Genomic DNA, 21,743 nt, shown 5'->3' on the forward strand with positions numbered 1-21,743 from the left:
GCGGCCCGGCTCAGCCGCCGTCGCCGATGCCACCGAGGTTGATGCCGCCGATGTTGCCAAAGAGCTGGCGGATGAAGCCGATGTCGCCATCGCCGGTCACCGTCACCCGGCGTGTCAGCGCGACCACGCGACCATCCTCGAGCCCGTAGCGGGTGATATTGCGCACCACGCCATCGGCATCGAATTCCACCGCCACGATCTCGCGTTCGACGATTTCCGGCGGAAAGGCGCCGTAGTGGCGCACCCGGCTGCCGACGTAATAATAATTGCCCTGATCCAGAACGCCGCTGGTTCCGGGCACGCCGATGGTCTCGGCCACGGTGTCGCGGGTGTCGACGCCGACGATCACATCGGACAGTTCGCTGTCGCTGGGCAGGTAGCCGTGATTGCGGTATTGTGCCACGCAGGCCGACAGGACGGCGGCGCAGGCCAAGGCAACCACCATGCGCATGGCTTTGGTTCTGCCTGTCATTTCTGCCCTCTTGCTTTGCACCTGCCGTACTTTATATCCCGCTTACAGAAGGTTGGCCCGTGGTTCAAGAAAGGATGCGCTCAGGTTCATGTCACAAGAGATCGATTACAGCCGCCATGCGCTGGTGGTCACCGCCCTGCCGCAGAACCGGCCGCATCGGTTCGCCCTCGCCCCGACCGAGCCCGAACGCCGGGCGCTGGCGGCCGATTTCGACCTGAGCGCGCTGCGCAAGCTGCGCTTCGAGGGCGAGATCCGCAGCGCCGGAAAACGCGACTTCGTGCTGACCGGACGGCTTGGCGCGACGGTGGTGCAGCCCTGCGTGCAGACGCTCGAGCCGGTGACCACGCGGATCGAGGCCGATGTCGAACGCCGTTATGTCTCGGACTGGCAGGAGACCGTGCAAGAAGGCGCCGAGACCGAGATGCCCGAGGATGACACCGCCGAGCCGCTGGCCAGCCATATCGACCCTCATGCGGTGATGCTCGAGGCGTTGGCGCTGCATATCCCCGACTATCCGCGCGCCGAGACTGCGCCGCCTCTGGGCGAAATGGTGGTGACCGAGCCGGGCAAGACACCGCTGCGCGACAAGGACACCAAACCCTTTGCCGCCCTGGCGGCCCTCAAGGGCAAGCTGGAAAACGGCGAGGGCGAGGTCTGAGCCATGCCCGCCCGCGCGCCCCGGACCCCGATCCGGGGCCTCCTGGCCGCCACAGCCACCGGGCCCGGGACGCGGGTTGCCTGCGACAAAGGAATCGCTTGCAAGGGGGCCGAAAAGTCGTATTTTCGCGCCCTCTGAGAGATTTGGGGTTGTATATACCGCACATGTGCGCGTATCTGCCCGGAACCATCCGAAACCGCGGGCGCGGCTGACGTGCCCCCCGAGAAAGACTTGAGATTGAGCCATGGCTGTTCAGCAGAATAAAGTGTCCAAATCGCGCCGGAACAACCGCCGTGCGCATGATTCCCTGGTCGCTGCCAACCCCAACGAATGCGACAACTGCGGTGAGCTGAAGCGCCCGCACCATGTCTGCCCGTCCTGCGGCCATTACGCGGAACGTGAAGTCGTTGCCGTGGCAGACGAAATCGAGCTGGACGAAGACGCAGCCTAAGGCTTCCTCTGGCAAGGCCTCTCCCTCATGACCGCACCCACGAGACAGACTGCGGCAGAGGCCGGGCCGGGTGACAGGCGTGTTGTCTTGTCGATCGACGCGATGGGCGGGGACCGAGGTCCCGGCCCCGTTGTCGCGGGATGTGACCGCTCGGCACGCAAAAACCCCGATCTGGGCTTTATCCTGCACGGTCCCGAGGACGAACTGCGCGCGCTTGTCGCCAAGCGCAAGACGCTGCGCGGCCGCTGCGAGATTCGCAATGCCGAGGGCGTTGTCGCGATGACCGACAAGCCCAGCCAGGTGATGCGCCGTGGCAAGGGCACCTCGATGTGGTCGGCGCTGGAATCGGTGCGCGACGGCGAGGCGGCCGTGGCGGTCTCCTGTGGCAATACCGGCGCGCTGATGGCGCTCTCCATGGTGCGTCTGCGCAAGCTGCCGGGGGTGAACCGCCCGGCCATCGGTGTGCTCTGGCCCTCGCGCAACAAACAGGGGTTCAACGTCATGCTCGACGTCGGGGCGGATGTCCGCGCCGATGCGCATGATCTGTTCCAATACGCGCTGATGGGCGCTTCTTATGCGCGCAACGGCCTGCATGTCGATCCGCCGCGCATCGGGTTGCTCAACGTCGGCACCGAGGAACACAAGGGGCGGCAGGAGCTGCGTGAGGCGCATGACCTGATCCGCAACCACGCCCAGAACGGTCGCTATGAATTCGTGGGCTTCGTCGAAGGCGGTGACATCCCCGGCAACCGCGCCGACGTGATCGTGACCGACGGCTTCACCGGCAATGTCGCGCTCAAGACTGGCGAAGGCACCGCCAGCCTGATCGGCGACTTTCTCAAGGAAGCCTTCAAATACACCCCGCTGTCGCGGCTGGCGGCGCTTCTCGCCCTGCCCTCGCTGCGCCGGTTGCAAAAACGCATCGATCCGCGCCGGGTCAATGGCGGGGTTTTTCTCGGATTGAACGGAACTGTGGTAAAATCCCACGGATCGGCCGATGCCATGGCGGTGAGCGCCGCGGTCAAGCTGGCGTTCAAGCTGGCCAATGCCGGGTTCAACCAAAAAGTGGCTGCCCATATCGCGGCAGCCGCGCAGGTCGCCGAACAAGCCAGGGAAGACAACGCCCAGGGTGACGGAGCGACCACAGGAGAGCATATATGACGCGACGCGCGGTTGTTATCGGTGCAGGTCATTACCTGCCCGAACGGGTGGTCGAAAACGCCGAATTCGAAAAGACGCTGGATACCTCCGATGAATGGATCCGCTCGCGATCCGGCATCGAACGTCGCCACTTCGCCGCCGAGGGCGAAACCACCTCCGATCTTGCCACCAAGGCAGCCCAGCGCGCGCTGGACCAGGCCGGGCTCGCGGCCAATGACATCGACGCCATCGTCCTGGCTACCTCCACCGCCGATCTGACCTTTCCCTCCGCCGCCAGCATGGTGCAGGCCAAGCTGGGCATGGACCACGGCTTTGCCTTCGATCTTCAAGCAGTCTGTGCCGGCTTTGCCTATGCGCTGACCAACGCCAATGCGCTGATCCTCTCGGGCCAGGCCAGCCGGGTGCTGGTGATCGGTGCCGAGACCTTCAGCCGGATCATGGACTGGAACGACCGCTCGACCTGCGTGCTGTTCGGCGATGGCGCCGGCGCGCTGGTGCTTGAGGCGCAGGAGGGGAACGGCACCCCGGAGGATCGCGGCATCCTGGCCACCGATCTCAATTCCGACGGCCGCCACAAGGACATTCTCTATGTCGATGGCGGCATCTCGACCCAGACCACCGGCTTTCTGCGCATGCAGGGCAAGGAGGTCTTTCGCCATGCCGTCGAAAAGCTGGCCGCCACCGCCGTCAAGGCGATGGACAGCGCCGGCGTGTCCTCGGAGGATGTCGATTGGGTGGTGCCGCATCAGGCCAACATCCGCATCATCCAGGGGACCGCGCGCAAGATGGGCCTGCCGATGGACAAGGTGGTTGTCACCGTTCAGGACCACGGCAACACTTCGGCGGCATCGATTCCTCTTGCCCTCTCCGTCGGCGTCGAGCGCGGGCAGATCAAAAAGGGCGATCTCATCGTGACCGAGGCAATCGGCGGCGGCCTGGCCTGGGGAGCGGTGGTTCTGCGCTGGTAATCGCCGGTTTTTGCACGGGTTTTTCGCCTTTGCCCCGGTCGTTCATATTGACTCGGATTTGCTCCCCCGCCTAAGCTGTGGAAAATCTGGGGAGATTTCTGATGAGCGACAAGACACTGACACGTATGGACCTCAGCGAAGCGGTGTTTCGCGAAGTCGGGCTTTCGCGCAACGAAAGCGCCGAACTCGTCGAACGTGTGCTCAGCCTGATGTCCGATGCGCTGGTCGCCGGTGAGCAGGTCAAGATCTCGTCCTTCGGCACCTTTTCCGTGCGTGACAAGGCCGCGCGCGTCGGCCGCAACCCCAAGACCGGGCAGGAAGTGCCGATCGAGCCGCGCCGCGTCCTGACGTTCCGGCCATCGCACCTGATGAAAGACCGGGTCGCCGCGGGCAACCGGCGCTAAAGGGCGCGGGCGATGCCGAGCAAATCCCCCGACGCCTTTCGCACCATTTCCGAGGTCGCCGATTGGCTGAACACCCCGGCGCATGTGCTGCGCTTCTGGGAAAGCAAGTTCAGCCAGGTCAAGCCGGTCAAACGCGCCGGCGGACGGCGCTATTACCGCCCCGCCGACATGACGCTGCTCGGCGGCATCAAGAAGCTGCTGCATGACGACGGCATGACCATCAAGGGCGTGCAGAAGATCCTGCGTGAACAGGGGATCAAACACGTTTCGGCCATGTCGCCGCCACTCGAGGAAGATCTCGAGGCGATGATCGAGGCGACTCCACAGGCCACGCCGGCACCCATGGCACCGGAAACCGGTCAGGTGCTGGATTTCACCAGTCGCAGCGGCCCGGGCGACGCCCCGCCGGACACGCCCGCCCCGAGCGAGCCCGAATCCGCCGTGCCCCTGTCCGCGCCGAACGAGACACTTCGCGAGGCGACGCCCGAGATCACCGATCTCTTTGCGCCCGAAGGCACCGGCAGCGACAATGCCTTTGCCTCGCCGGAGAAAGCCACACCCGCCCCGAGCGCGCCGGACAGCCCGGCCGAAACGGCCGACACCGAGGGTCTGCCGGACTTCTTGCAAAAACCGATGTCGGAACGTCTGGCCGAGACGCCCGGCGGCCCGTCGGCGACACCGCTGCCCGAAGAGGCGCTCGACAATCCGCCGCCGGCTGATCCGGCCGAGACCACGAAGGCCGCCGAAGATGCGCCGCAGGCCCCCTCGGAGCCGGAGCCAGACCCGCTGTCTCATGCCCTGCCCGACCCGGCGCCGGAAGCCACGGCACCGGTCCCGTCACAGGCGTCGCCCGAAGACGACGCCGCGCTGTTGGCCGCCGTCCTGCGCGACTCCGAGGCCGAGGAGGAGGACGACGACGATGATGCACCGCGCGTCCGCGACATCGATGTCCCGCCCGATCCGAGCGACCACGAGGTTGCCGCCGCCCCGGGCCTGCTGACCCTGCTCACCGCACCGAAAACCCGCGACCTGGGGCTGAGTGCCGAGCAGATCGAGACGCTGATCGTGCGGGTCCGCGACCATGCGCGCGCAATGAGTCACGCCGCCAGAAACTGACTTTGAAAATGTTGGCAATTACCTCTTGCCCCGCCGCCGAAAACAGGTATGTAGGCACTCCAGTCGGGCTATGGCGCAGCCTGGTAGCGCGTCCGTCTGGGGGACGGAAGGTCGCAGGTTCGAGTCCTGCTAGCCCGACCATTATACTCCTCCCCCAAAAGACACCCTGCGGTGTGTCGGGTCCTTGTTCGAAAGGAAACCGCACATGACAGGTGTACTCGCAAGCCAGCACATCAGCGATCTAATCGCCCAGGGTGCCCTTACCGGCAATCCCGAGATCATCGAGGCGCAGATTCAGCCCGCCAGTCTCGATCTGCGGCTGGGTCACAAGGCCTATCGCGTGCGCGCCTCGTTCCTCGCCGGACAGAATCGCAAGGTCTCGGATCGGCTGGAAGAATTTGGCATGCACGAGATCGACCTCAGCGCCGGCGCGGTGCTGGAAAAGGGCGCGGTTTATGTGGTGCCGCTGATGGAATCGCTCGCCCTGCCCGCAGGTATCCAGGCGGTGGCCAATGCCAAGAGCTCGACCGGCCGGCTCGACCTGCTGACCCGGCTGATCACAGATCAGGGCACCGAGTTCGACCGCATCCCCGATGGCTATAATGGCCCGCTTTATGCCGAGATCTGCCCGCGGTCATTCTCCGTGCTTGTCCGCCCCGGCATGCGGCTCAACCAGATCCGTTTTCGCAAGGGTCAGGCGGTGCTGGACGACGCCACCCTGCGCGCTGTCCACGCCGAGACACCGCTTGTCGACAGCGAGGCGGTGATCGACGGCGGCCTCGGCTTTTCCGTCGATCTGGAGCCGGCAGAGGGCACGCTGGTGGGCTATCGCGCCAAGCCCCATACCGGGGTGATCGATCTAGACCGGATCGGCCATTACGATCCGCTGGAGTTCTGGGAAGAGCTGCACAGCACCAGCGGTCACCTGATCCTCGACCCCGGCGCCTTCTATATTCTGGTCAGCCGCGAGGCCGTGCATATCCCGCCCGCCTACGCCGCCGAGATGGCGCCCTATATCGCCATGGTAGGCGAGTTCCGGGTGCATTACGCCGGCTTCTTCGATCCCGGATTCGGCCATGATGCCGCCGGCGGTCAAGGCGCGCGCGGCGTGCTCGAGGTCCGCTGTCACGAGGCGCCCTTCGTGCTGGAACATGGCCAGATCGTCGGCCGGCTGGTCTATGAGCGGATGCAGGCACAGCCCGACGTGCTGTATGGCGCCGGCTTGCAGTCGAATTACCAGGGCCAGGGGTTGAAGTTGTCAAAGCACTTCAAGTAAGGCGTTTTTTAATTGCAAAACAATCTTTTACGTGGCGATCCTAATGCAAAGCCATAAGCCGGAAGGGAAGGTTCACCCATCACATGAAGTTGAGGCATTACCTTAACTTCATGCAATACCTTAAGTTAATGAATCGCGTTAAATTCATGCAACACATGAAGAGACGCTTACAACCGACCAGCCCGCCGCGCCATGCGGATTGCGCGCTTGGCCTGTTGCGCCTGAGCCTTGGTTTGCTTTGGGCTGTTTCCCCGCGCGCCGCTGCGTTTGGTGACCCGGTCGATGCCGGCATCGACGCCACGGCTCATCGCCTTTTTCAGAAACATCCGCACGACCATGTTGATCAGTTGATTGGCGTTCATCGCCCGCTCTCCCGTATGATGTGCCCATGGAATAACAGCAAATCGTGCCAGAATATGGGCGTTCCCGCGGTCAGTCTTCGAAAAGCTCGCTTTGTCCCGCTTCCGCCTCGGGTTCGTCCTCGCCTTCGCCGAATTGCGGCGTGCCGGGCAGCGGCCGGCTCTCCAGCAGGCCCGCCTGGCGCAGTTCCTTGAGCCCCGGCAGGTCGCGCGCGCTTTCCAGCCCGAAATGATCGAGGAATTCCGGCGTGACAACGAAGGTCACCGGCCGCCCCGGCGTCATCTTGCGGCGGCCAAAGCGGATCCACTCCATTTCCAAAAGCTGATCCACCGTACCGCGCGACACGCTCACACCACGAATTTCCTCGATCTCGGCGCGGGTGACCGGCTGGTGATACGCAATGATCGCCAGCGTCTCGATGGCGGCGCGTGACAGCTTGCGGGTCTCGACCGTTTCCTTCTGCATCAGAAAGGCCAGATCGGCGGCGGTGCGCATCGCCCAGGCCTCGCCGACCTTGATGACCTGCACGCCGCGCCCCTCGTACCGCCGGCGCAGATGCACCAGCGCCTCGGCGGCATCGCAGCCATGCGGCATTCGGGCCTCGAGATCCCTGACCGTCACCGGCTCGGCGCTCGCAAAGAGCACGGCTTCGACCATCCGCTCCTGTTCCGCCATGGGCGGGGCTGCGAAGAGGCTTTTCTCTTCGGTGTCAGTCGATTGCACGTCGTCGCTCATCTATTTATCCGTGATCCGGCGAAGCTCGATCGCCTCGAATGTGCCTTGCTGGCGCAATTCCGCCTTGCCCTCCTTGACCAGTTGCAACGAGGCCGCAAAGGTCGCCGCGGTGGCCGAACGGAGCCGCACCGGGTCTGCCGCCCAACCTTCTGGAAGATATAGGGAAATATCGGTCCAGGTGCCGGCGAACCCGATCATGCCCCGCATCCGCTCCAGCGCCTCTTCCATGGTAAAGACCGAGTCGCGGTCCATCACGAAGGGACGGAATTCGTCGCGCGTGCGGATGCGGGCATAGCCCTGCATCAAGTCCAGCAAGGTCGCCGTGTAAGTCACTGACTTCACGCGCTCAACCGTCTCCGGCACCCCGCGCGCGAAAACATCGCGCCCAAGCCGGTTGCGGGCCATGAGCTGGGCGGCGGCGGTGCGCATCGCCTGCAAACGTTCGAGCTGGAACGCCAGATGCGCCGCCAGGTCCTCGCCCGACGGACCTTCTTCCTCGGGATCGGGCGGCAACAGCAGCCGCGATTTGAGAAAGGCCAGCCAGGCCGCCATGACCAGGTAATCCGCCGCCAGCTCGATCCTGAGCGCCTTGGCCTTTTCGACAAAGGCCAGGTATTGCCGCGCCAGTTCCAGCACCGAGATCTTGCGCAGATCGACCTTTTGCGTGCGCGACAGCATCAGAAGCAGGTCGAGCGGACCTTCGAAACCGTCGACATCGACGATCAGCGCCTCGGCCGCCAGCCGGTCAGCAACGCTTTGCGGCTCTTGCGGTGTCTCGTCGAATTCGATTTCGTCCATAGCCTAGCGCCTTGCCAGAAGCGCCTCAAACTGCGCATCCAGAGCCTCGGTGTCAACCTCTCCTGCCGGCTGGCGCAGCGCCAGCGCGGCGCGTCCACGCAGCATCGCGCCCTCACTCATCGGCCCGGCGTTGTCGGCAACGTCGCGCATCTCGTCGAGATAGCCGTTGCAATGCAGCACCAGGTCACAGCCGGCGGCGATCGCCGCTTTGGCGCGGTCGCCCGGCGTGCCGCTCAGCGCCTGCATCGAGATGTCGTCGGTCATCAGCAAACCGGCAAAGCCGATCTCTTCACGGATCAGGTTGATCATCGCACCGGATTGCGTGGCCGGGAAATGTGGATCGACCGCCTCGAAGATCATATGCGCGGTCATGCCCATCGGCACATCGCTCAGCGCGGCAAAGGGCACCCAATCGACCGCCCGCAGCTCATGCACAGAGGCCCGCGTATGCGGCAGCTCGAGATGGCTGTCGACACGGCCCCGGCCATGGCCCGGGATGTGTTTCATCACCGGCAGCACGCCACCATCGAGCAGCCCGCGCACCACCGCGCGGCCGACGTCGGTCACCTGGTCGGGGGTTTCGCCGTAGCAGCGGTTGCGCAGGAACTCATGCGTGCCTTCGCCCGCCACATCCAGCGTCGGGATGCAATTGACGTCGATGCCAAAGCCGCGCAGCTCTTCGGCCATGATCCGGGCGCGCAGGTACATGCCCTCGGGCGCTCTCGCGCCGAGCCGCGCCACATCGGTCAGCGGCGGACGCCAGCGCCGTGCCAGAGGCGGCAGGATGCGCTGCACCCGGCCGCCTTCCTGATCGATCAGGATCGCGGCGTCGCGGCCCACGGTTGCGCGCAGATCTTCGCACAGCGCGCGGAGCTGCGCCGCATCGCCAATGTTGCGGGCGAACAGGATAAAGCCCCAGGGGTCCACATCGCGAAAGAATTGCCGTTCAACGCCGGTCAGCTTCTCCCCGCGCGGGGCGAAAATCGCGGCGGTGGCGGTCATTTCACCACGACCGGAATGCAATCGGCCCGTTCCGCCACCAGCGCGGCACAGAACCGGCGGGCCTCGGCCAGATCGCCAAAGCCATGGGCGCGCAGACGATAGAAGGTGCGGCCGCCGCTCTTGGCTTTCTGGATCACCCGCGCCTTGCCGTCAAAGAAGCTGTCGAACCGGCCCGAAATCCGGCCCCATTCCTGCTCGGCGACCTCGGCGCTCTCATAGGCGCCCAGTTGCACAAGGCGGGTGCCGGTGGCCAGATCCGCGGCGGCCAGCGTCGCCACCTCGGCCACGGCGGGGGTGGCGGCCACCGGGGTGACGGCGGACACCTGGCTGGCGCGGACAAGCTCGGCGGGGCGGTTGCGCGGGCGCGGGCTGCGACGTACGCCGGGCCCGGTGACCACCGGCGCCTGTTCTTCCGCCACCGGTTTCAGCGCGGTCTTGACCGGCTGTCCCGCGGCAGGCGCGTCATCGCCCAGCGGCATGGCATCCGCGACCACCTGATCGACCAGCGCCTGGATCGTGGCATCGCCGTCCGGTTTGGGGGCGGTGCCCCCCTCGACCCGGTTGGTCATGATCGCCAGGGACGCGGGCACCGGCGCGGCCTCATCGGTGTCGGGCAAAGTGGCCAGTTCGGTCTGCGCTGCGGCCTCCTGGCTGCGCAGGCGCGGCGCTTCGCGCGGGACGTCTTCTTCTTCCAGCCCCACCGGTTGCGGCGCCAGCGCCACCCGGTCGACCGGGCCCGAGGCGGTGCCACGGCCGGCCACCTCATTGACGGCCAGGCCCTGGTGATCGGCGGCTTCGCCGCCGGGGTTTTCCGGCGCCACGCGCCAGGGCCCTGAGGTTGCCTTGACCACCGGCACGCCGGACACATCTCGCACCAGTAGCTGGTAGCCCCAGATGCCCACGCCCAGCAATAGCGCCAGCGACACCGCCGCCCCCGCCACATTGGCATAGGTGCCCATGCCGGCGCCCTTGCGACCGGGTTCAGGGGTATGTGTCTGGAATCCGCCTTGCCCACCGTATCCCACCGGGGATCCGGACATCTGGTAATCTGCCATTTTCGCCTCTCCGCTCCCCGCGATACGCGCCGCGGGGTTATGCTACTGACTGCTCTATTGACCGGCGACCAGATGTCTTAGCGCATCTCCTCCACCGGGGTCACGCCAAGGATACCAAGACCGGCGGAAATAACAACCGACACGGCCCGCGCCAATGCGATTTTCGCCAGCGATGTGTCCCGGTCACCCTCTTGCAGGAAACGCAGCTCGGGCAGATCGTTGCCCCGGTTCCAGAGCGTGTGGAATTCGCCAGCAAGTTCATAGAGATAGAAAGCAACGCGATGCGGCTCATGGGTGCGCGCCGCGATCTCGACAAGGCGCGGCCATTCGGCCAGTTTCTTGGCCACCGCCAGTTCCGCCGCATGGTCCAGCTTGGCCAGATCGGCCCGGCTCGGCGCGCCGGCCTCGGGCGCCATGCCTGCGTCGCGGGCCTTGCGCAGCACCGAATGCACCCGGGCATTGGCATATTGCACGTAGAACACCGGGTTTTCGCGGCTCTGTTCCAGCACCTTGTCGAAATCGAAATCCAGCGGCGCATCGTTCTTGCGCGTGAGCATGACAAAGCGGGTCACGTCGGGCCCGACCTGATCGACGACATCGCGCAGGGTGACGAAAGTGCCGGCGCGTTTCGACATCTTGAAAGGCGCGCCGTTCTTGTAGAGCTTGACCAGCTGCGTCAGCTTGATGTCGAGCGGCGTCTTGCCGTCCGACAGCGCCGAAACGGCCGCCTTCATGCGCTTGACATAGCCGCCGTGATCGGCGCCGAAGACATCGATAAGGCCGTCGAAGCCTCTGGATATCTTGTCATAGTGATAGGCGATGTCCGGCGCGAAATAGGTCCAGCTGCCGTCGGATTTCTTGATCGGCCGGTCCACGTCATCGCCATGGGCGGTGGATTTGAACAGGGTCTGCTCCCGCGGTTCCCAATCCTCGGGCTTTTTGCCCTTGGGCGGCTCGAGCGTGCCGCGATAGATCAGCCCCTTGGCGTCGAGGTCCTGGATCGCGGCTTCGATCCGGCCGGTGCCATAAAGCGATTTCTCGGAATAGAAATGATCCATCTGCACGCCCAGCAGGCCCAGATCGGCGCGGATCAGTTCCATCATCGCCTCGGTGGCATAGTCGCGCACCTCGGCCAGCCAGACCTCTTCGCCCTGGTCGACATAGGCGTCGCCGACCTTGTCCTTGAGCGCCTCGCCCACCGGGATCAGGTAATCGCCGGGATAGGTGCCGTCTTCGAAGGCGACTTCCTGACCATGTGCCTCGAGATACCGGAGATAGACCGAGCGGGCCAGCACATCGACCTGTGCGCCGCCGTCATTGATGTAATATTCGCGGGTCACCGTATGGCCGGAATAATCCAGCAGGCTGGCCAGCGCGTCGCCAAAGACCGCGCCCCGGGTGTGGCCCACGTGCAGCGGGCCGGTGGGGTTGGCCGAGACATATTCGACGTTGATCTTCTGGCCCTGCCCCATGTCGGAGCGGCCGAAATCCCTGCCCTGCGTCAGGACCGTGCCGACCACGCCCTGCCAGACGGCGGGCGACAGCCGCATGTTGAGAAAGCCGGGGCCGGCAACATCGGCCTCGGTGATCCGATCGTCGGCGCGCAGCTTATCGGCCAGCGCCTCGGCGATGTCGCGGGGCTTTTTCTGCGCCGGTTTGGCCAGCACCATCGCGGCATTGGTGGCCATGTCGCCGTGCAGCGGATCGCGCGGCGGTTCCACCGCCACATTGGCGAAATCGAGGCCCTCGGGCAGCAAGCCCTCGGCGGTCATCTGGTCGAGCGCGGCAATCACCGTCCCGCGCAGGTCGGAAAAGAGGTTCATCGTCTGGTCCTTCAAGCTTGCCCGGGGTTTATCATGCCGCGCGCGGGCGTCAATCGAAGCCTAGGGCCGAGGCCCGGCCCGCCGGCGGCACGCGCCGGCCTGTCAGCCGTCGCCCGTCGACCCGCCGCAGAGCTGTCGGTTCGATTGCAGGGCGAAGCGATCGGTCATGCCCGCGATGTAATCCGACACGCTGCGCGCGCGTCTGACCATGTCATCGGGCGCCTGTCGCAACTCGGCGTGCCAGGCTTCGGGCAGCAAATCGGGGCTTTTCATGTAGATCGCAAAGAGGTTTTCCACCGCCTGCCCGACCTCGCGGCGCACCTCCATCACACCCGGCGCCCGGTACATGCGCTGGAACAGGAAGCTGCGGATCGCCTGAATGTCCTGCCAGAGCGGCGTCGAAAACCGGACCACCGGGCCGGAATGCTCGCGGATGTCCTGAGCCGAGGTGGCGCCGGTCTCCTGCAAAAGCGCCGCAGACGTGTCGATCACATCTGCAACCATCACACCAAAGACGCGCCGCAAGCCTTCGTGGCGCCTGCGTTTTTCCTCCAATCCGGGATATCTCGCATCAACCTCGGCGAAACAGGCGCCGACAATCGGCAGATCGCAGATATCCGCCTCGGTAAAGAGCCCGGCGCGCAGCCCGTCGTGCAGATCGTGGTTGTTGTAAGCGACGTCATCGGCAATGGCCGCAACCTGTGCCTCGGCGCTGGCGTGGGTGTGCAATTCAAGGTCGTGCCGGGCATCATATGCGGCCAGGGCCCAGGGCAGATCGCCCACCACGGGACCGTTATGTTTGGCAATGCCTTCAAGGGTTTCCCAAGTGAGGTTCAACCCGTCGAACTCGGCGTAGTGCTGCTCGAGCCTGGTGACGATGCGCAACGCCTGGGCGTTGTGGTCAAAGCCGCCGTATGGCGTCATCAAGGCGTCGAGCACATCCTCGCCGGTGTGACCGAACGGCGTATGCCCGAGGTCATGCGCCAGGGCCACCGCCTCGGTCAGTTCCTGGTTGAGCCCCAGCGCGCCCGAGATCGTCCGCGCCACCTGGGCCACCTCGATCGAATGGGTCAGCCGGGTACGGTAATAATCGCCTTCGTGCTCGACAAAAACCTGGGTCTTGTGTTTGAGCCTGCGAAAGGCGCTGGAATGGATGATCCGGTCGCGATCGCGTTGAAAACACGAGCGAAAATGGCTCTCTTCTTCCGGTTTGAGACGTCCGCGCGAAGTTTCGGGTCGGGACGCATAAGGCGCGATCATCGCAGCCTCCTTGTTGACGGCCTGCGCCGCTTCTATATTGCACCATGGAAGACGATAAAACCGCCCGGCAGGGCGTTTGTGCAGGAAAACCGGAGATTTGTCATGCAGTTGCCGCCGAAAGTGACCGAGCGCGCCTTTGAACGCCTGGCCGAGATCGGCGCCAGTGCCGAGGGCAAGGCCCTTCGCGTGGCCGTGGAGGGCGGCGGATGCTCGGGCTTTCAGTACGATATCCGGCTCGACAACCCGTCCGACGATGACCTCGTGCTTGAAAGCAAAGGCGAAAAGGTTGTGGTAGACGCGGTGTCGCTGCCGTTTCTGACCGAGGCGGTCATCGATTTCAGCGAAGAGCTGATCGGCGCGCGTTTCGTGATCGAGAACCCCAATGCCACCAGCGCCTGCGGCTGCGGCACGTCATTTTCGATCTGAGGTTGGATCAGCCCCGTGCCAAGACGGGCTTGCGAAAGCTGACCGGCATCGCATGGTCCGGCGCGGTTTCCGCCTGGGATTGATCGAATACCAGGTAAGCGCCTGAAACCATGACGATAATCGCGCCGATCAGCGTGCTGGCCTGGGGCACTTCGTTGAACACGACCAGCCCGATCAGCACCATCCAGACGAATTGCAGATTCATCAGCGGTGTGACCGCATAGGCGGTGAGATGGCGCAGCGCGATCACCAGAAGCAGCCGCGCCGAAAACAGCACCACCGCGCAGAGCACCGCCATCATCAGATCGAACAGCGGCATCGGCTGCCAGCCCAGAGGCGCCAGAAGCAGCATCGACAGGAAGACCGCGAGCTGCGGATAGAAAACCTGGGCCAGCGGCGTGTTCTCGCGCCGCCCGATGTAGCGCGACAGCACGATCGAACCGGTGCCCGAGACCGCGCCGATGAAGGCCGCGATGTGGCCTGTGGTTATCGTCGACAGGCGAATCTCGACCATGCACAGCACCCCGAGAAAGCCGCATCCCAGCGCGACCCAGGCAGCCGGGCGCACCCGTTCCCCAAGAATCGGCCCCGACATCAGCGCCGAAAGCAGCGGCACCAGCGCGACAAAGAGAAAGACCTGCGCCAGCGCCAAAGTTGCCAGCGCATAAAAGAACATCACCGTCGCCACCACCGTCAGCGCGGCGCGCATCGCCATCACGCCGGGGAAATTGGTGCGCAGGGTCACCTTTTCGCCGCGTACCCGGCTGCTGCCGAGCGACATCAGCGCGATCAGCAGCGCAATGATGCTCAGAAGCTGCGGCGCGCCATAGGATTGCGCCAGGTATTTCGTGATCGCATCGGAAAAGGTGATCAGCAGCGTATAGATCAGCACCAGCCCGGTGCCGAAAGTCGTGATACTGATCCCTGCCGGCCCCACCCGCATCAGGCGCTAACCTTTTGTGCGCGGGCGAATTCTTCGAAAAACGCCTCGAAATGCCCGGTCGAGGCCTCGGCCTGGGCCAGTCGCGCGCGGGCGGTGTCGGTCAGGTTGGCGCCGATCTGGCTGCGCATCGCGGCCCAGGCGTCAGAGCGGTCGTCCATGCGGAACAGCTGAACCGAGATTTCGCGCAGCGCCGCCGATCCGGCGCGCGGCCGGTGAATGGCCAAGGCCCCCGACTGGCCCCTGCGGCGCAACGGCACTTCGCCAAAGGGCGTTTTTCCCTGAACGCCGGCAAGCCAGGACGAGGTCAGATATTCGTGATAGACATCGGCCACGGGCCGCTGCCCCGGCTGGCCTGCATCCAATTCTGAAATCTCAAATTCGCTCATCTTGCAATTGATCCACTCTTCCCAAATCCCCGAGGGGTTGAAACCTGCATAGCGCATTGCCACGCAAATCTCAGCAAGAAGATCCAGGTTTCCGTCAAGAAAAGCCAAAAGCCCTGCATTCTCCAGCGACCGCAGCTCATTCGGCCCCAGATCCGGGTCTTTCCGCCCATACTCCGAGAGGTAGAATACGATGTGCGTCAGCTCGAAGGCAGCCTTTTTGTTGGGCAATGCAAAGCGTTCCGGACGCGCAATGAAGTCACGCAGACGCGCTTCAGCGGCACCCTGGTCGCCAAGTGGATCCATTCCGCGCCGTTGCATCAGCCGAAAAGCCTCGGCACGTTGGATGTCAGAGGTCTCTCCGCCGACCAGATCCTGCCGCAGCGCCCAGGCGCACATCGATTCGGCATGATCACCCGGCATCCCGAGCGCCTCGAGATCGAGGGTCAGCGAGAGGATGAAGCGATAATATTGGGGAAAGAACGCCAGCTTTTCGCGGGCGTTGTCATAGAAGGCGCCATAAGGCTCCAGCAGCGTCGCCGGAACCTCCTGGCCGGTGCATTCGAGGATGTTCAGCAGCTCGGCGTTTTCCTTGAGCCAGAACACATCCTCGGGGCCGCGCCGATGCGCGGCGAATGAGCGGATGAGCGCGCCGGAACGCGCCGCTCGCCGCTCCCTGGGGCCGGGCACATTCAAATAGACAACGTTCGACATGATTGGGTCCTCCGATGAATATCAAATGCGCCCGGTCCGAGCGTGTTCAGTCCTGCGCGCCGCTCAGGACACGCACATCATCGCCTGGACCTGGTCACCGTCGAACATGTCGGTGCCGGTTTCGATCGAGACGCACATCATCGTGTCGACGTGATCGCCGGCCGAGATCTCGGTGGTCTCGATGACCAGTTCTTCGGTTTTGGTTTCGTTAAGGGTTTCTTGAACAAGTGCGAGCATCGTGTGTCTCCGTGTTGAATGTTTTCGACACGGCCAGATTTCTCCACCCTTCCGAGCATTTCAAAACATTTTTCAACTATACCTTGTGGATAAGTCTTTTATCCACACAAGATATGGTATACAGGCATTTGCCAATATTACATAAAACCTAAATCGCACAAATTTATAGCACGGCCGGAAAATCCCAGAAAATCGCGGGTTGCGGCAGTAAATTCCATCGAATCAACTATAGCTTATGCGCATTTCGTCGCTGGACCCGGCGCAATTTTGCGCTTGTCCCCTGACCCTATCGAAAGGATATTGGCCTCCGATCAAGGAGGCCGCGATGAAGATTGCCACTTTCAACATTAATGGCATCAAGGCGCGAATCAATGCGCTGACCGATTGGCTTGGCGATGCCGCGCCGGATGTCGCCGTACTTCAGGAGATCAAGTCGGTCGACGAAGGCTTTCCCCGAGAACATTTCGAGGACATGGGGTACAATGTTGAAACCCATGGTCAAAAAGGCTTCAACGGGGTCGCCCTGCTTTCGCGCCTGCCGCTCGAGGATGTGACCCGTGGCCTGCCCGGCGATGACAGTGACGAACAGGCGCGCTGGATCGAAGCCACTGTAATGGGATCGCAGCACGCAATCCGGATCTGCGGGCTTTACTTACCTAACGGCAACCCGGTCCCCGGCCCCAAGTACGATTATAAACTTGCCTGGATGGAACGGCTGAAAATCCGCGCCGAAACCTTAATGGCAGAAGAGCTCCCCACACTTATAACGGGAGATTTTAATATAATTCCTCAATCAGAAGATGCAGAAACGCCCGCGCAATGGAAAGACGACGCGCTTTTCCTTCCGGCGAGCCGCGCCGCTTTCCGTCGGATCGAGAATCTGGGCTATACCGAGGCCTTTCGCGCGCGGGTTCAGGGGCCCGGGCATTACACCTTCTGGGATTACCAGGCCGGCGCCTGGCAGCGCAACAACGGCATCCGGATCGATCACTTCCTGCTGTCGCCGGAATGCGCGGATCTAATGCAGGATTGCCAGATCGACGCCGCCGTGCGCGGCGGCGAAAAGCCTTCGGATCACGTGCCGGTCTGGGTCGATCTCGCCGCTTGAGACCGGCGGATGCGCGGTGGGTTGAGAACCCACTCTATAAAGCCGCGCATCCCCTCATCGTGCCGTATCGTTCACCCGACAACGCCGCAGTTCAGATCACCCGTTCGACAAACCAATAGGCGCCGACCAGCGCGATCACCGCCGAGGCCGGCACCGCGATGGCGGGCCGATACCAGCTCTTGCGGCCAAACCAGAGCCCGACCGCAAGAAAGGCCATGGCAATCACGGTAAGCTGGCCCAGCTCGACCCCGACGTTGAACCCCAGAAGCGCCGGGATAAATTGCCCCTGCGGAAGACCGAATTCGCTCAGCACCGAGGCAAAACCCAGCCCGTGCAGCAGCCCGAAGCCAAAGACCACAAGCGGCCGCCATGCGTGCATCCGGGGCGAAAAGATGTTCTCGACCGCGACATAGACTATCGAGGCGGCAATGATCGGCTCGACGATACTGCCGGGAATGGTGACGATGCCAAGCGCGCCAAGCGCCAGCGTCACCGTATGGGCGGCGGTGAACGCGGTGACCTGCCACAACAGCGGGCCAAGCCGCGTGCTGAGAAAGAACAGCCCCAACACAAACAGGATGTGATCCAGCCCCTTGGGCAGGATATGGTCAAAGCCGACCGGGATATATTCGGCAAAGACCGCAAACCCGGATTTCGGCGTCTGTCCGGTCGGCAGGATGCTGTCGCTCATGTCGCCGCCCTCGATTATGCCGGTATAGCCCGTCTCGAGCCCCAACTGCCGCAACACCAGGGTGCCGTAGCCGTCGGGCCAGTGCAGCACCAGCGGCGCGGTGCTGTTCGACAGATCCGCGCGCAGCGACAACGTGCTTTCGCGCGCAAACGTCGGATTGCCGATTTCGCCCGGTGCAAAGCCGGTCACCGCCAGCGGCACCGCCGTCCCGCCGCTTTCCAGCCGGATCGCCTCGGCCATGGTGTCGGCCGTCGGTGCCATGCGCTCGGCCAGGTCTTCGGGCGGCAGCGCGCGCAGGGCGTCGTAGACATCGGAGCGGTCGGTGGTGTTGGTGTCTTCGAGCCCGTCAAGATCGATCCCGGCGATGAACGCCTCGGCATTCAGCCGCAGCTCGATCTGCGCCGCACCCTCGGTCACCGTGAGATCGCCAATCGTCGGCATCACCTCATGCGCCCCGGCCGCGCCCGCCCAAAGGCCCAATACACTCAACAAAATCCGCTTCATCACAATCTCACCCTGTTTGCCTGGCGGCAGAATGCCGCGATCCGTCCCAGCTGCAACCCCAAGCTACGGCTTGCGGCGAAAAAAGTTTCGCGCCATGAAGGGCTTCGATGGGGAATGTTCTTTGCATAGGGTCCGTGCTCTGGGACGTGATCGGCCGGTCGGCCTCGGTGATGCGCCAGGGCTCCGACGTGCCCGGCCGGATCACCCAGATCCCCGGCGGCGTGGCGCTCAATATCGCCATGACCCTGGTGCGTTTCGGCATGAAACCGGCGCTTCTGAGCGCGGTGGGCCGCGATGTGCTGGGCGATGTGCTGATCGCCGAATGCGAGGGCATGGGCCTGGATTGCACCTGGCTCTATCGCTCCGAGGATCTGCCGACCGATCGCTATATGGCGATCGAAGGCGCCAATGGTCTGATTGCCGCCATCGCCGATGCGCATTCGCTGGAAGCCGCCGATGACAAGATCCTGCGGCCGCTGAAAGACGGCCGGCTGGGCAGCGCCGAGGCGCCCTATGCCGGACTGATCGCGCTTGACGGCAACCTGACCGAAACCTTGCTGTCGAAGATTTCCCGCGATCCGGCCTTTGCCGCCGCCGATCTGCGTGTCGCCCCCGCCTCGCCCGGCAAGGCCGAGCGGTTGCAGCCCTTTGTCACCCGCCCCGGCGCGGTGCTCTACGTGAACCGCGAAGAGGCCGGCATCCTGTGCCAGAGCGATTTTGCCGACGCCCCCGGCGCCGCCGCGGCGCTGGTTGCCCGTGGGGCGAAACGCGCGGTGGTGACCGATGGCGGCAACGCCTGTGCCGATGCCTCGGCCGAGGGTCTGGTGTCGGAACGCCCGCCCGAGGTGTTGGTGACACGGGTCACCGGCGCGGGCGATACCTTCATGGCGGCGCATATGGCCGCCGAAGCCGCCGGCCAGGACCGCGAGGCCGCACTCAGCCGCGCCCTGACCGCCGCCGCACGATATGTCTCCGGAGAAACACCCCATGATTGAGATCCGCTATTCCGCCGAAGTGAACAAGGCCCGCGCCGAGAACATCCCGCTGGTCGCGCTGGAAAGCACGATCATCACCCATGGCATGCCCTGGCCCAAGAACCTCGAGATGGCGCGCGGGGTCGAACAGGTGATCCGCGACAATGGCGCCATCCCGGCGACGATCGCGGTGATCGAGGGTCAGCTCTGCATCGGGCTCGACGATGCCCAGCTCGAAGGGCTGGCGCAGACCAAGGGCGCGGCCAAACTGTCGCGCGCCGACATGGCGGCCTGCATGGCCACCGGCGGCACCGGCGCCACCACCGTGGCGGCGACGATGATCGGCGCGGCGCAGGCCGGGATCGGCGTCTTTGCCACCGGTGGCATTGGCGGGGTGCATCGCGGCGCCGAACAGAGCTTTGACATCTCGGCCGACCTGCAAGAGCTGTCGCGCACCGCCGTCACCGTGGTGGCGGCCGGCGCCAAGGCGATCCTCGACCTGTCGAAGACGCTGGAGGTGCTGGAAACCCTGGGCGTGCCGGTGATCGCCTATGGCCAACAGGCCTTTCCGGCCTTCTGGTCGGCGACCTCGGCTTACCGTGCGCCGCTGAGAATGGACGATCCCGAAACCATCGCCCGCGCCCACCTGGCGCGCGGCGCGCTGGGCCTCTCGGGTGGCCAGTTGGTGGCCAATCCGATTCCGGCCGAGGCCGAAATCCCGCGCAGCGAGATCGACCCGGTGATCGCCCGCGCCCTGGCCGACGCCCAGACCCACAACATCGGCGGCAAGGATGTGACGCCCTACCTGCTGCAACGGATCTACGAGCTGACCGAAGGCCGGTCGCTCACCGCAAATATCGCGCTGGTCCGCAACAATGCCCGCCTCGGGGCCGAGATCGCCTGCGCTTTGGGCAAAATCGTTACCTGAACAGGTTATTCACGTCCCAAGCCATTGAGGTTGGCATGCAAAATGCATAGCTTGGCCGACGGGGATGACCACGGGATCACGGACCTGAATGACCACGCCATTTGATGAAGATCCACTGCCGCGGCCGCGGTCGGGGTGGATGGCAAGCCGGATGGCCAGTCTGCGCGCCTCTTTCCTGACCGGGATCGTGGTGATTGCGCCCGTCGGCCTGACGGTCTGGCTGATCTGGACGGTAATCGGCTGGGTCGATGGCTTTGTATGGCCGTTCGTGCCGCAGGCCTATCAGCCCGAAGCCCTGCTCAACCGCTTTCTCGGCATCCGCGATGCCTCTGATCCCGATTGGATCAGCGTCAACGTGCGCGGCGTCGGCGTCATCGTCTTTCTGCTCTTTACCCTGTTGGTCGGCTGGATCGCCAAGGGGCTGATCGGACGCTCGCTGGTGCGCTATGCCGAGAGCCTGGTCGAGCGGGTGCCGGTGGTGCGTTCGATCTATTCCGGGGTCAAGCAGATCGCCGAGACGGTGTTCAACCAGGAGGACCGGTCGTTCGAGAAAGCCTGCCTGATCCAGTATCCGCGCAAGGGGATCTGGGCGATCGGCTTCATCTCGACCACCGCCAAGGGCGAGATTTCGCGCCGCGCCGAAACCGGCGGGCGGCTGATGTCGATCTTTGTGCCGACCACGCCGAACCCGACCTCGGGGTTTCTGCTGTTCTTTCCCGAGGAAGACGTGATCGAACTCGACATGACCGTCGAACAGGCGGCCAAACTGGTGATCTCGGCCGGGCTGGTCTATCCCAACGGCGACGACCCGACCAAGCCGCCGCGAAAATGATCCGGCGCCGGGTCGGCGCGCAGCAAGTCCATAAAAAAGGCACACGTCCCGGACGCGATCGGGGCCCCCGGGCTGCACCCCATGCCCCCGAGCAGCTCCGGGGCGGCGGACATTGCGCCGCAGATGCGCGGTGATCTCCGGCGGGATATTGGCGATATGGTTGACCGCGGCGGCGGGTTCGAAAAACGCGAGCTCCGGCTTGGCGACGTCGCATCCCATCTTGGCATGAGGTCGGGTCATGGGGCCTGATCCTGTGATGCAAAGTACGCGTGAACAGCCTCGCGCAACGGAGCAGCTTGCGGGCGTCGGGACGGGATCACGGATAGCGTCCGTATGTGCCGGGCAATTGTCGCGCTCTCGACAGTGGTATCCCGGGTGGGCGTCGCGGTTGGGGCCGAGCCGGAGACGCCAGCCGGAAAAGCCGGCGCGTACCTGGAACTTTGTCACGCAGGTTTTGCAATGAT

General features: G+C 64.2%; 24 protein-coding genes and 1 tRNA gene. 13 read left to right on the forward strand and 12 right to left on the reverse strand.

Going from position 1 to position 21,743, the window contains the following annotated elements:
- Positions 1–10 precede the first annotated feature (10 nt).
- Entirely contained in the window at positions 11–472 is a 462-nt protein-coding gene (locus BMW90_RS06760) for an outer membrane protein assembly factor BamE (protein ID WP_074835719.1), read from the reverse strand.
- Between the two features lie 88 nt (positions 473–560).
- On the opposite strand from BMW90_RS06760, the gene BMW90_RS06765 reads away from it, so the two are divergent.
- The 8 genes from BMW90_RS06765 to BMW90_RS06800 all read left to right on the forward strand — a co-directional run bounded on the left by BMW90_RS06765 (position 561) and on the right by BMW90_RS06800 (position 6,506).
- Positions 561–1,130, forward strand: coding sequence for a YceD family protein (locus BMW90_RS06765; protein WP_074835720.1), 570 nt, complete (start codon positions 561–563; stop codon positions 1,128–1,130).
- A gap of 244 nt (positions 1,131–1,374) precedes the next feature.
- Complete coding sequence (gene rpmF / locus BMW90_RS06770) at positions 1,375–1,581, forward strand: 50S ribosomal protein L32 (protein WP_048531890.1); 207 nt, start codon at positions 1,375–1,377, stop codon at positions 1,579–1,581.
- A 27-nt stretch (positions 1,582–1,608) separates the two neighbouring features.
- A complete protein-coding gene (gene plsX, locus BMW90_RS06775; protein ID WP_048531891.1) occupies positions 1,609–2,742 on the forward strand; it encodes a phosphate acyltransferase PlsX in 1,134 nt (377 codons plus the stop codon).
- The gene (locus tag BMW90_RS06780; protein WP_074835722.1) at positions 2,739–3,710 is read left to right on the forward strand and encodes a beta-ketoacyl-ACP synthase III; all 972 of its coding nucleotides are present in this window, start codon (positions 2,739–2,741) and stop codon (positions 3,708–3,710) included. Before plsX ends, BMW90_RS06780 begins: the two co-directional genes overlap by 4 nt.
- Positions 3,711–3,811: 101 nt before the next feature.
- A complete protein-coding gene (gene ihfA, locus BMW90_RS06785) occupies positions 3,812–4,114 on the forward strand; it encodes an integration host factor subunit alpha (RefSeq protein ID WP_048531893.1) in 303 nt (100 codons plus the stop codon).
- Positions 4,115–4,126: 12 nt separating this feature from the next.
- Entirely contained in the window at positions 4,127–5,230 is a 1,104-nt protein-coding gene (locus BMW90_RS26985) for a MerR family transcriptional regulator (RefSeq protein WP_074835723.1), read from the forward strand.
- A gap of 64 nt (positions 5,231–5,294) precedes the next feature.
- A tRNA-Pro gene (locus tag BMW90_RS06795) sits at positions 5,295–5,371 on the forward strand.
- 64 nt (positions 5,372–5,435) lie between these two features.
- The gene (locus tag BMW90_RS06800; protein WP_074835725.1) at positions 5,436–6,506 is read left to right on the forward strand and encodes a 2'-deoxycytidine 5'-triphosphate deaminase; all 1,071 of its coding nucleotides are present in this window, start codon (positions 5,436–5,438) and stop codon (positions 6,504–6,506) included.
- A 167-nt stretch (positions 6,507–6,673) separates the two neighbouring features.
- Here the strand turns inward: BMW90_RS06800 and BMW90_RS06805 are convergent, their stop codons facing one another.
- The 7 genes from BMW90_RS06805 to BMW90_RS06835 all read right to left on the reverse strand — a co-directional run bounded on the left by BMW90_RS06805 (position 6,674) and on the right by BMW90_RS06835 (position 13,539).
- A complete protein-coding gene (locus BMW90_RS06805; RefSeq protein WP_074835726.1) occupies positions 6,674–6,868 on the reverse strand; it encodes a hypothetical protein in 195 nt (64 codons plus the stop codon).
- Between the two features lie 70 nt (positions 6,869–6,938).
- The gene (gene scpB, locus BMW90_RS06810; protein WP_048531896.1) at positions 6,939–7,601 is read right to left on the reverse strand and encodes an SMC-Scp complex subunit ScpB; all 663 of its coding nucleotides are present in this window, start codon (positions 7,599–7,601) and stop codon (positions 6,939–6,941) included.
- Positions 7,602–8,399 (reverse strand): segregation and condensation protein A, encoded by a 798-nt coding sequence (locus tag BMW90_RS06815; protein ID WP_048531897.1) that lies wholly within the window; start codon positions 8,397–8,399, stop codon positions 7,602–7,604.
- A 3-nt stretch (positions 8,400–8,402) separates the two neighbouring features.
- Positions 8,403–9,401 (reverse strand): glycoside hydrolase family 3 N-terminal domain-containing protein, encoded by a 999-nt coding sequence (locus BMW90_RS06820; protein ID WP_074835728.1) that lies wholly within the window; start codon positions 9,399–9,401, stop codon positions 8,403–8,405.
- Positions 9,398–10,456, reverse strand: a complete 1,059-nt coding sequence (locus BMW90_RS06825) for an SPOR domain-containing protein (RefSeq protein ID WP_074835729.1) — start codon at positions 10,454–10,456, stop codon at positions 9,398–9,400. The genes BMW90_RS06820 and BMW90_RS06825 overlap by 4 nt, the downstream gene beginning before the upstream one ends.
- A 77-nt stretch (positions 10,457–10,533) precedes the next feature.
- On the reverse strand, positions 10,534–12,279 hold the full coding sequence (argS, locus tag BMW90_RS06830; protein WP_074835731.1) for an arginine--tRNA ligase: 1,746 nt from the start codon (positions 12,277–12,279) through the stop codon (positions 10,534–10,536).
- A 102-nt stretch (positions 12,280–12,381) separates the two neighbouring features.
- Positions 12,382–13,539: a deoxyguanosinetriphosphate triphosphohydrolase gene (locus tag BMW90_RS06835; RefSeq protein WP_074835732.1), complete on the reverse strand. Its 1,158-nt coding sequence runs from the start codon at positions 13,537–13,539 to the stop codon at positions 12,382–12,384.
- Positions 13,540–13,641: 102 nt separating this feature from the next.
- Between BMW90_RS06835 and BMW90_RS06840 the strand changes: the two genes are divergently transcribed.
- Complete coding sequence (locus tag BMW90_RS06840; protein WP_048531902.1) at positions 13,642–13,965, forward strand: HesB/IscA family protein; 324 nt, start codon at positions 13,642–13,644, stop codon at positions 13,963–13,965.
- Positions 13,966–13,972: 7 nt separating this feature from the next.
- Here BMW90_RS06840 and BMW90_RS06845 read toward each other — a convergent pair whose 3' ends face one another.
- From BMW90_RS06845 to BMW90_RS26645, 3 genes are all read right to left on the reverse strand, one after another.
- Complete coding sequence (locus BMW90_RS06845) at positions 13,973–14,908, reverse strand: DMT family transporter (protein WP_074835734.1); 936 nt, start codon at positions 14,906–14,908, stop codon at positions 13,973–13,975.
- A complete protein-coding gene (locus BMW90_RS06850) occupies positions 14,908–16,005 on the reverse strand; it encodes a DUF6902 family protein (protein ID WP_074835735.1) in 1,098 nt (365 codons plus the stop codon). The genes BMW90_RS06845 and BMW90_RS06850 overlap by 1 nt, the downstream gene beginning before the upstream one ends.
- 63 nt (positions 16,006–16,068) lie before the next feature.
- Positions 16,069–16,242, reverse strand: a complete 174-nt coding sequence (locus BMW90_RS26645; RefSeq protein ID WP_158499031.1) for a hypothetical protein — start codon at positions 16,240–16,242, stop codon at positions 16,069–16,071.
- Positions 16,243–16,567: 325 nt separating this feature from the next.
- On the opposite strand from BMW90_RS26645, the gene xth reads away from it, so the two are divergent.
- Positions 16,568–17,350 carry an exodeoxyribonuclease III gene (gene xth / locus BMW90_RS06855; protein WP_170850517.1) on the forward strand — a complete coding sequence of 261 codons (783 nt, stop codon included), beginning with the start codon at positions 16,568–16,570 and terminating at the stop codon, positions 17,348–17,350.
- A 91-nt stretch (positions 17,351–17,441) separates the two neighbouring features.
- On the opposite strand, the gene BMW90_RS06860 is transcribed toward xth, so the two are convergent.
- Complete coding sequence (locus tag BMW90_RS06860) at positions 17,442–18,545, reverse strand: HupE/UreJ family protein (RefSeq protein ID WP_074835737.1); 1,104 nt, start codon at positions 18,543–18,545, stop codon at positions 17,442–17,444.
- Between the two features lie 107 nt (positions 18,546–18,652).
- Between BMW90_RS06860 and BMW90_RS06865 the strand changes: the two genes are divergently transcribed.
- From BMW90_RS06865 to BMW90_RS06875, 3 genes are all read left to right on the forward strand, one after another.
- Positions 18,653–19,540, forward strand: a complete 888-nt coding sequence (locus BMW90_RS06865; protein ID WP_048531906.1) for a PfkB family carbohydrate kinase — start codon at positions 18,653–18,655, stop codon at positions 19,538–19,540.
- The gene (locus tag BMW90_RS06870; protein ID WP_048531907.1) at positions 19,533–20,447 is read left to right on the forward strand and encodes a pseudouridine-5'-phosphate glycosidase; all 915 of its coding nucleotides are present in this window, start codon (positions 19,533–19,535) and stop codon (positions 20,445–20,447) included. The genes BMW90_RS06865 and BMW90_RS06870 overlap by 8 nt, the downstream gene beginning before the upstream one ends.
- A gap of 88 nt (positions 20,448–20,535) precedes the next feature.
- Positions 20,536–21,279 (forward strand): DUF502 domain-containing protein, encoded by a 744-nt coding sequence (locus BMW90_RS06875; RefSeq protein WP_048531908.1) that lies wholly within the window; start codon positions 20,536–20,538, stop codon positions 21,277–21,279.
- Positions 21,280–21,743: the final 464 nt, after the last annotated feature.

It is taken from the genome of Marinovum algicola (genome assembly GCF_900109145.1).
Taxonomy (GTDB): Bacteria; Pseudomonadota; Alphaproteobacteria; order Rhodobacterales; family Rhodobacteraceae; genus Marinovum; species Marinovum algicola.

Excerpts from the sequence above, each read along its gene's own strand:
- BMW90_RS06760 (WP_074835719.1), bottom strand. The coding sequence starts at position 472 with ATGACAGGCAGAACCAAAGCCATGCGCATGGTGGTTGCCTTGGCCTGC.
- rpmF (WP_048531890.1), top strand. The coding sequence starts at position 1,375 with ATGGCTGTTCAGCAGAATAAAGTGTCCAAATCGCGCCGGAACAACCGC.
- BMW90_RS06865 (WP_048531906.1), top strand. The coding sequence starts at position 18,653 with ATGGGGAATGTTCTTTGCATAGGGTCCGTGCTCTGGGACGTGATCGGC.
- plsX (WP_048531891.1), top strand. The coding sequence starts at position 1,609 with ATGACCGCACCCACGAGACAGACTGCGGCAGAGGCCGGGCCGGGTGAC.
- BMW90_RS26985 (WP_074835723.1), top strand. The coding sequence starts at position 4,127 with ATGCCGAGCAAATCCCCCGACGCCTTTCGCACCATTTCCGAGGTCGCC.
- argS (WP_074835731.1), bottom strand. The coding sequence starts at position 12,279 with ATGAACCTCTTTTCCGACCTGCGCGGGACGGTGATTGCCGCGCTCGAC.
- BMW90_RS06860 (WP_074835737.1), bottom strand. The coding sequence starts at position 18,545 with ATGAAGCGGATTTTGTTGAGTGTATTGGGCCTTTGGGCGGGCGCGGCC.
- BMW90_RS06825 (WP_074835729.1), bottom strand. The coding sequence starts at position 10,456 with ATGGCAGATTACCAGATGTCCGGATCCCCGGTGGGATACGGTGGGCAA.
- BMW90_RS06820 (WP_074835728.1), bottom strand. The coding sequence starts at position 9,401 with ATGACCGCCACCGCCGCGATTTTCGCCCCGCGCGGGGAGAAGCTGACC.
- BMW90_RS06850 (WP_074835735.1), bottom strand. The coding sequence starts at position 16,005 with ATGTCGAACGTTGTCTATTTGAATGTGCCCGGCCCCAGGGAGCGGCGA.
- BMW90_RS06805 (WP_074835726.1), bottom strand. The coding sequence starts at position 6,868 with ATGAACGCCAATCAACTGATCAACATGGTCGTGCGGATGTTTCTGAAA.
- BMW90_RS06780 (WP_074835722.1), top strand. The coding sequence starts at position 2,739 with ATGACGCGACGCGCGGTTGTTATCGGTGCAGGTCATTACCTGCCCGAA.
- BMW90_RS06815 (WP_048531897.1), bottom strand. The coding sequence starts at position 8,399 with ATGGACGAAATCGAATTCGACGAGACACCGCAAGAGCCGCAAAGCGTT.
- BMW90_RS06835 (WP_074835732.1), bottom strand. The coding sequence starts at position 13,539 with ATGATCGCGCCTTATGCGTCCCGACCCGAAACTTCGCGCGGACGTCTC.
- BMW90_RS06840 (WP_048531902.1), top strand. The coding sequence starts at position 13,642 with ATGCAGTTGCCGCCGAAAGTGACCGAGCGCGCCTTTGAACGCCTGGCC.
- xth (WP_170850517.1), top strand. The coding sequence starts at position 16,568 with ATGAAGATTGCCACTTTCAACATTAATGGCATCAAGGCGCGAATCAAT.
- BMW90_RS06845 (WP_074835734.1), bottom strand. The coding sequence starts at position 14,908 with ATGCGGGTGGGGCCGGCAGGGATCAGTATCACGACTTTCGGCACCGGG.
- scpB (WP_048531896.1), bottom strand. The coding sequence starts at position 7,601 with ATGAGCGACGACGTGCAATCGACTGACACCGAAGAGAAAAGCCTCTTC.
- BMW90_RS26645 (WP_158499031.1), bottom strand. The coding sequence starts at position 16,242 with ATGCTCGCACTTGTTCAAGAAACCCTTAACGAAACCAAAACCGAAGAA.
- BMW90_RS06875 (WP_048531908.1), top strand. The coding sequence starts at position 20,536 with ATGACCACGCCATTTGATGAAGATCCACTGCCGCGGCCGCGGTCGGGG.
- ihfA (WP_048531893.1), top strand. The coding sequence starts at position 3,812 with ATGAGCGACAAGACACTGACACGTATGGACCTCAGCGAAGCGGTGTTT.
- BMW90_RS06765 (WP_074835720.1), top strand. The coding sequence starts at position 561 with ATGTCACAAGAGATCGATTACAGCCGCCATGCGCTGGTGGTCACCGCC.
- BMW90_RS06800 (WP_074835725.1), top strand. The coding sequence starts at position 5,436 with ATGACAGGTGTACTCGCAAGCCAGCACATCAGCGATCTAATCGCCCAG.
- BMW90_RS06870 (WP_048531907.1), top strand. The coding sequence starts at position 19,533 with ATGATTGAGATCCGCTATTCCGCCGAAGTGAACAAGGCCCGCGCCGAG.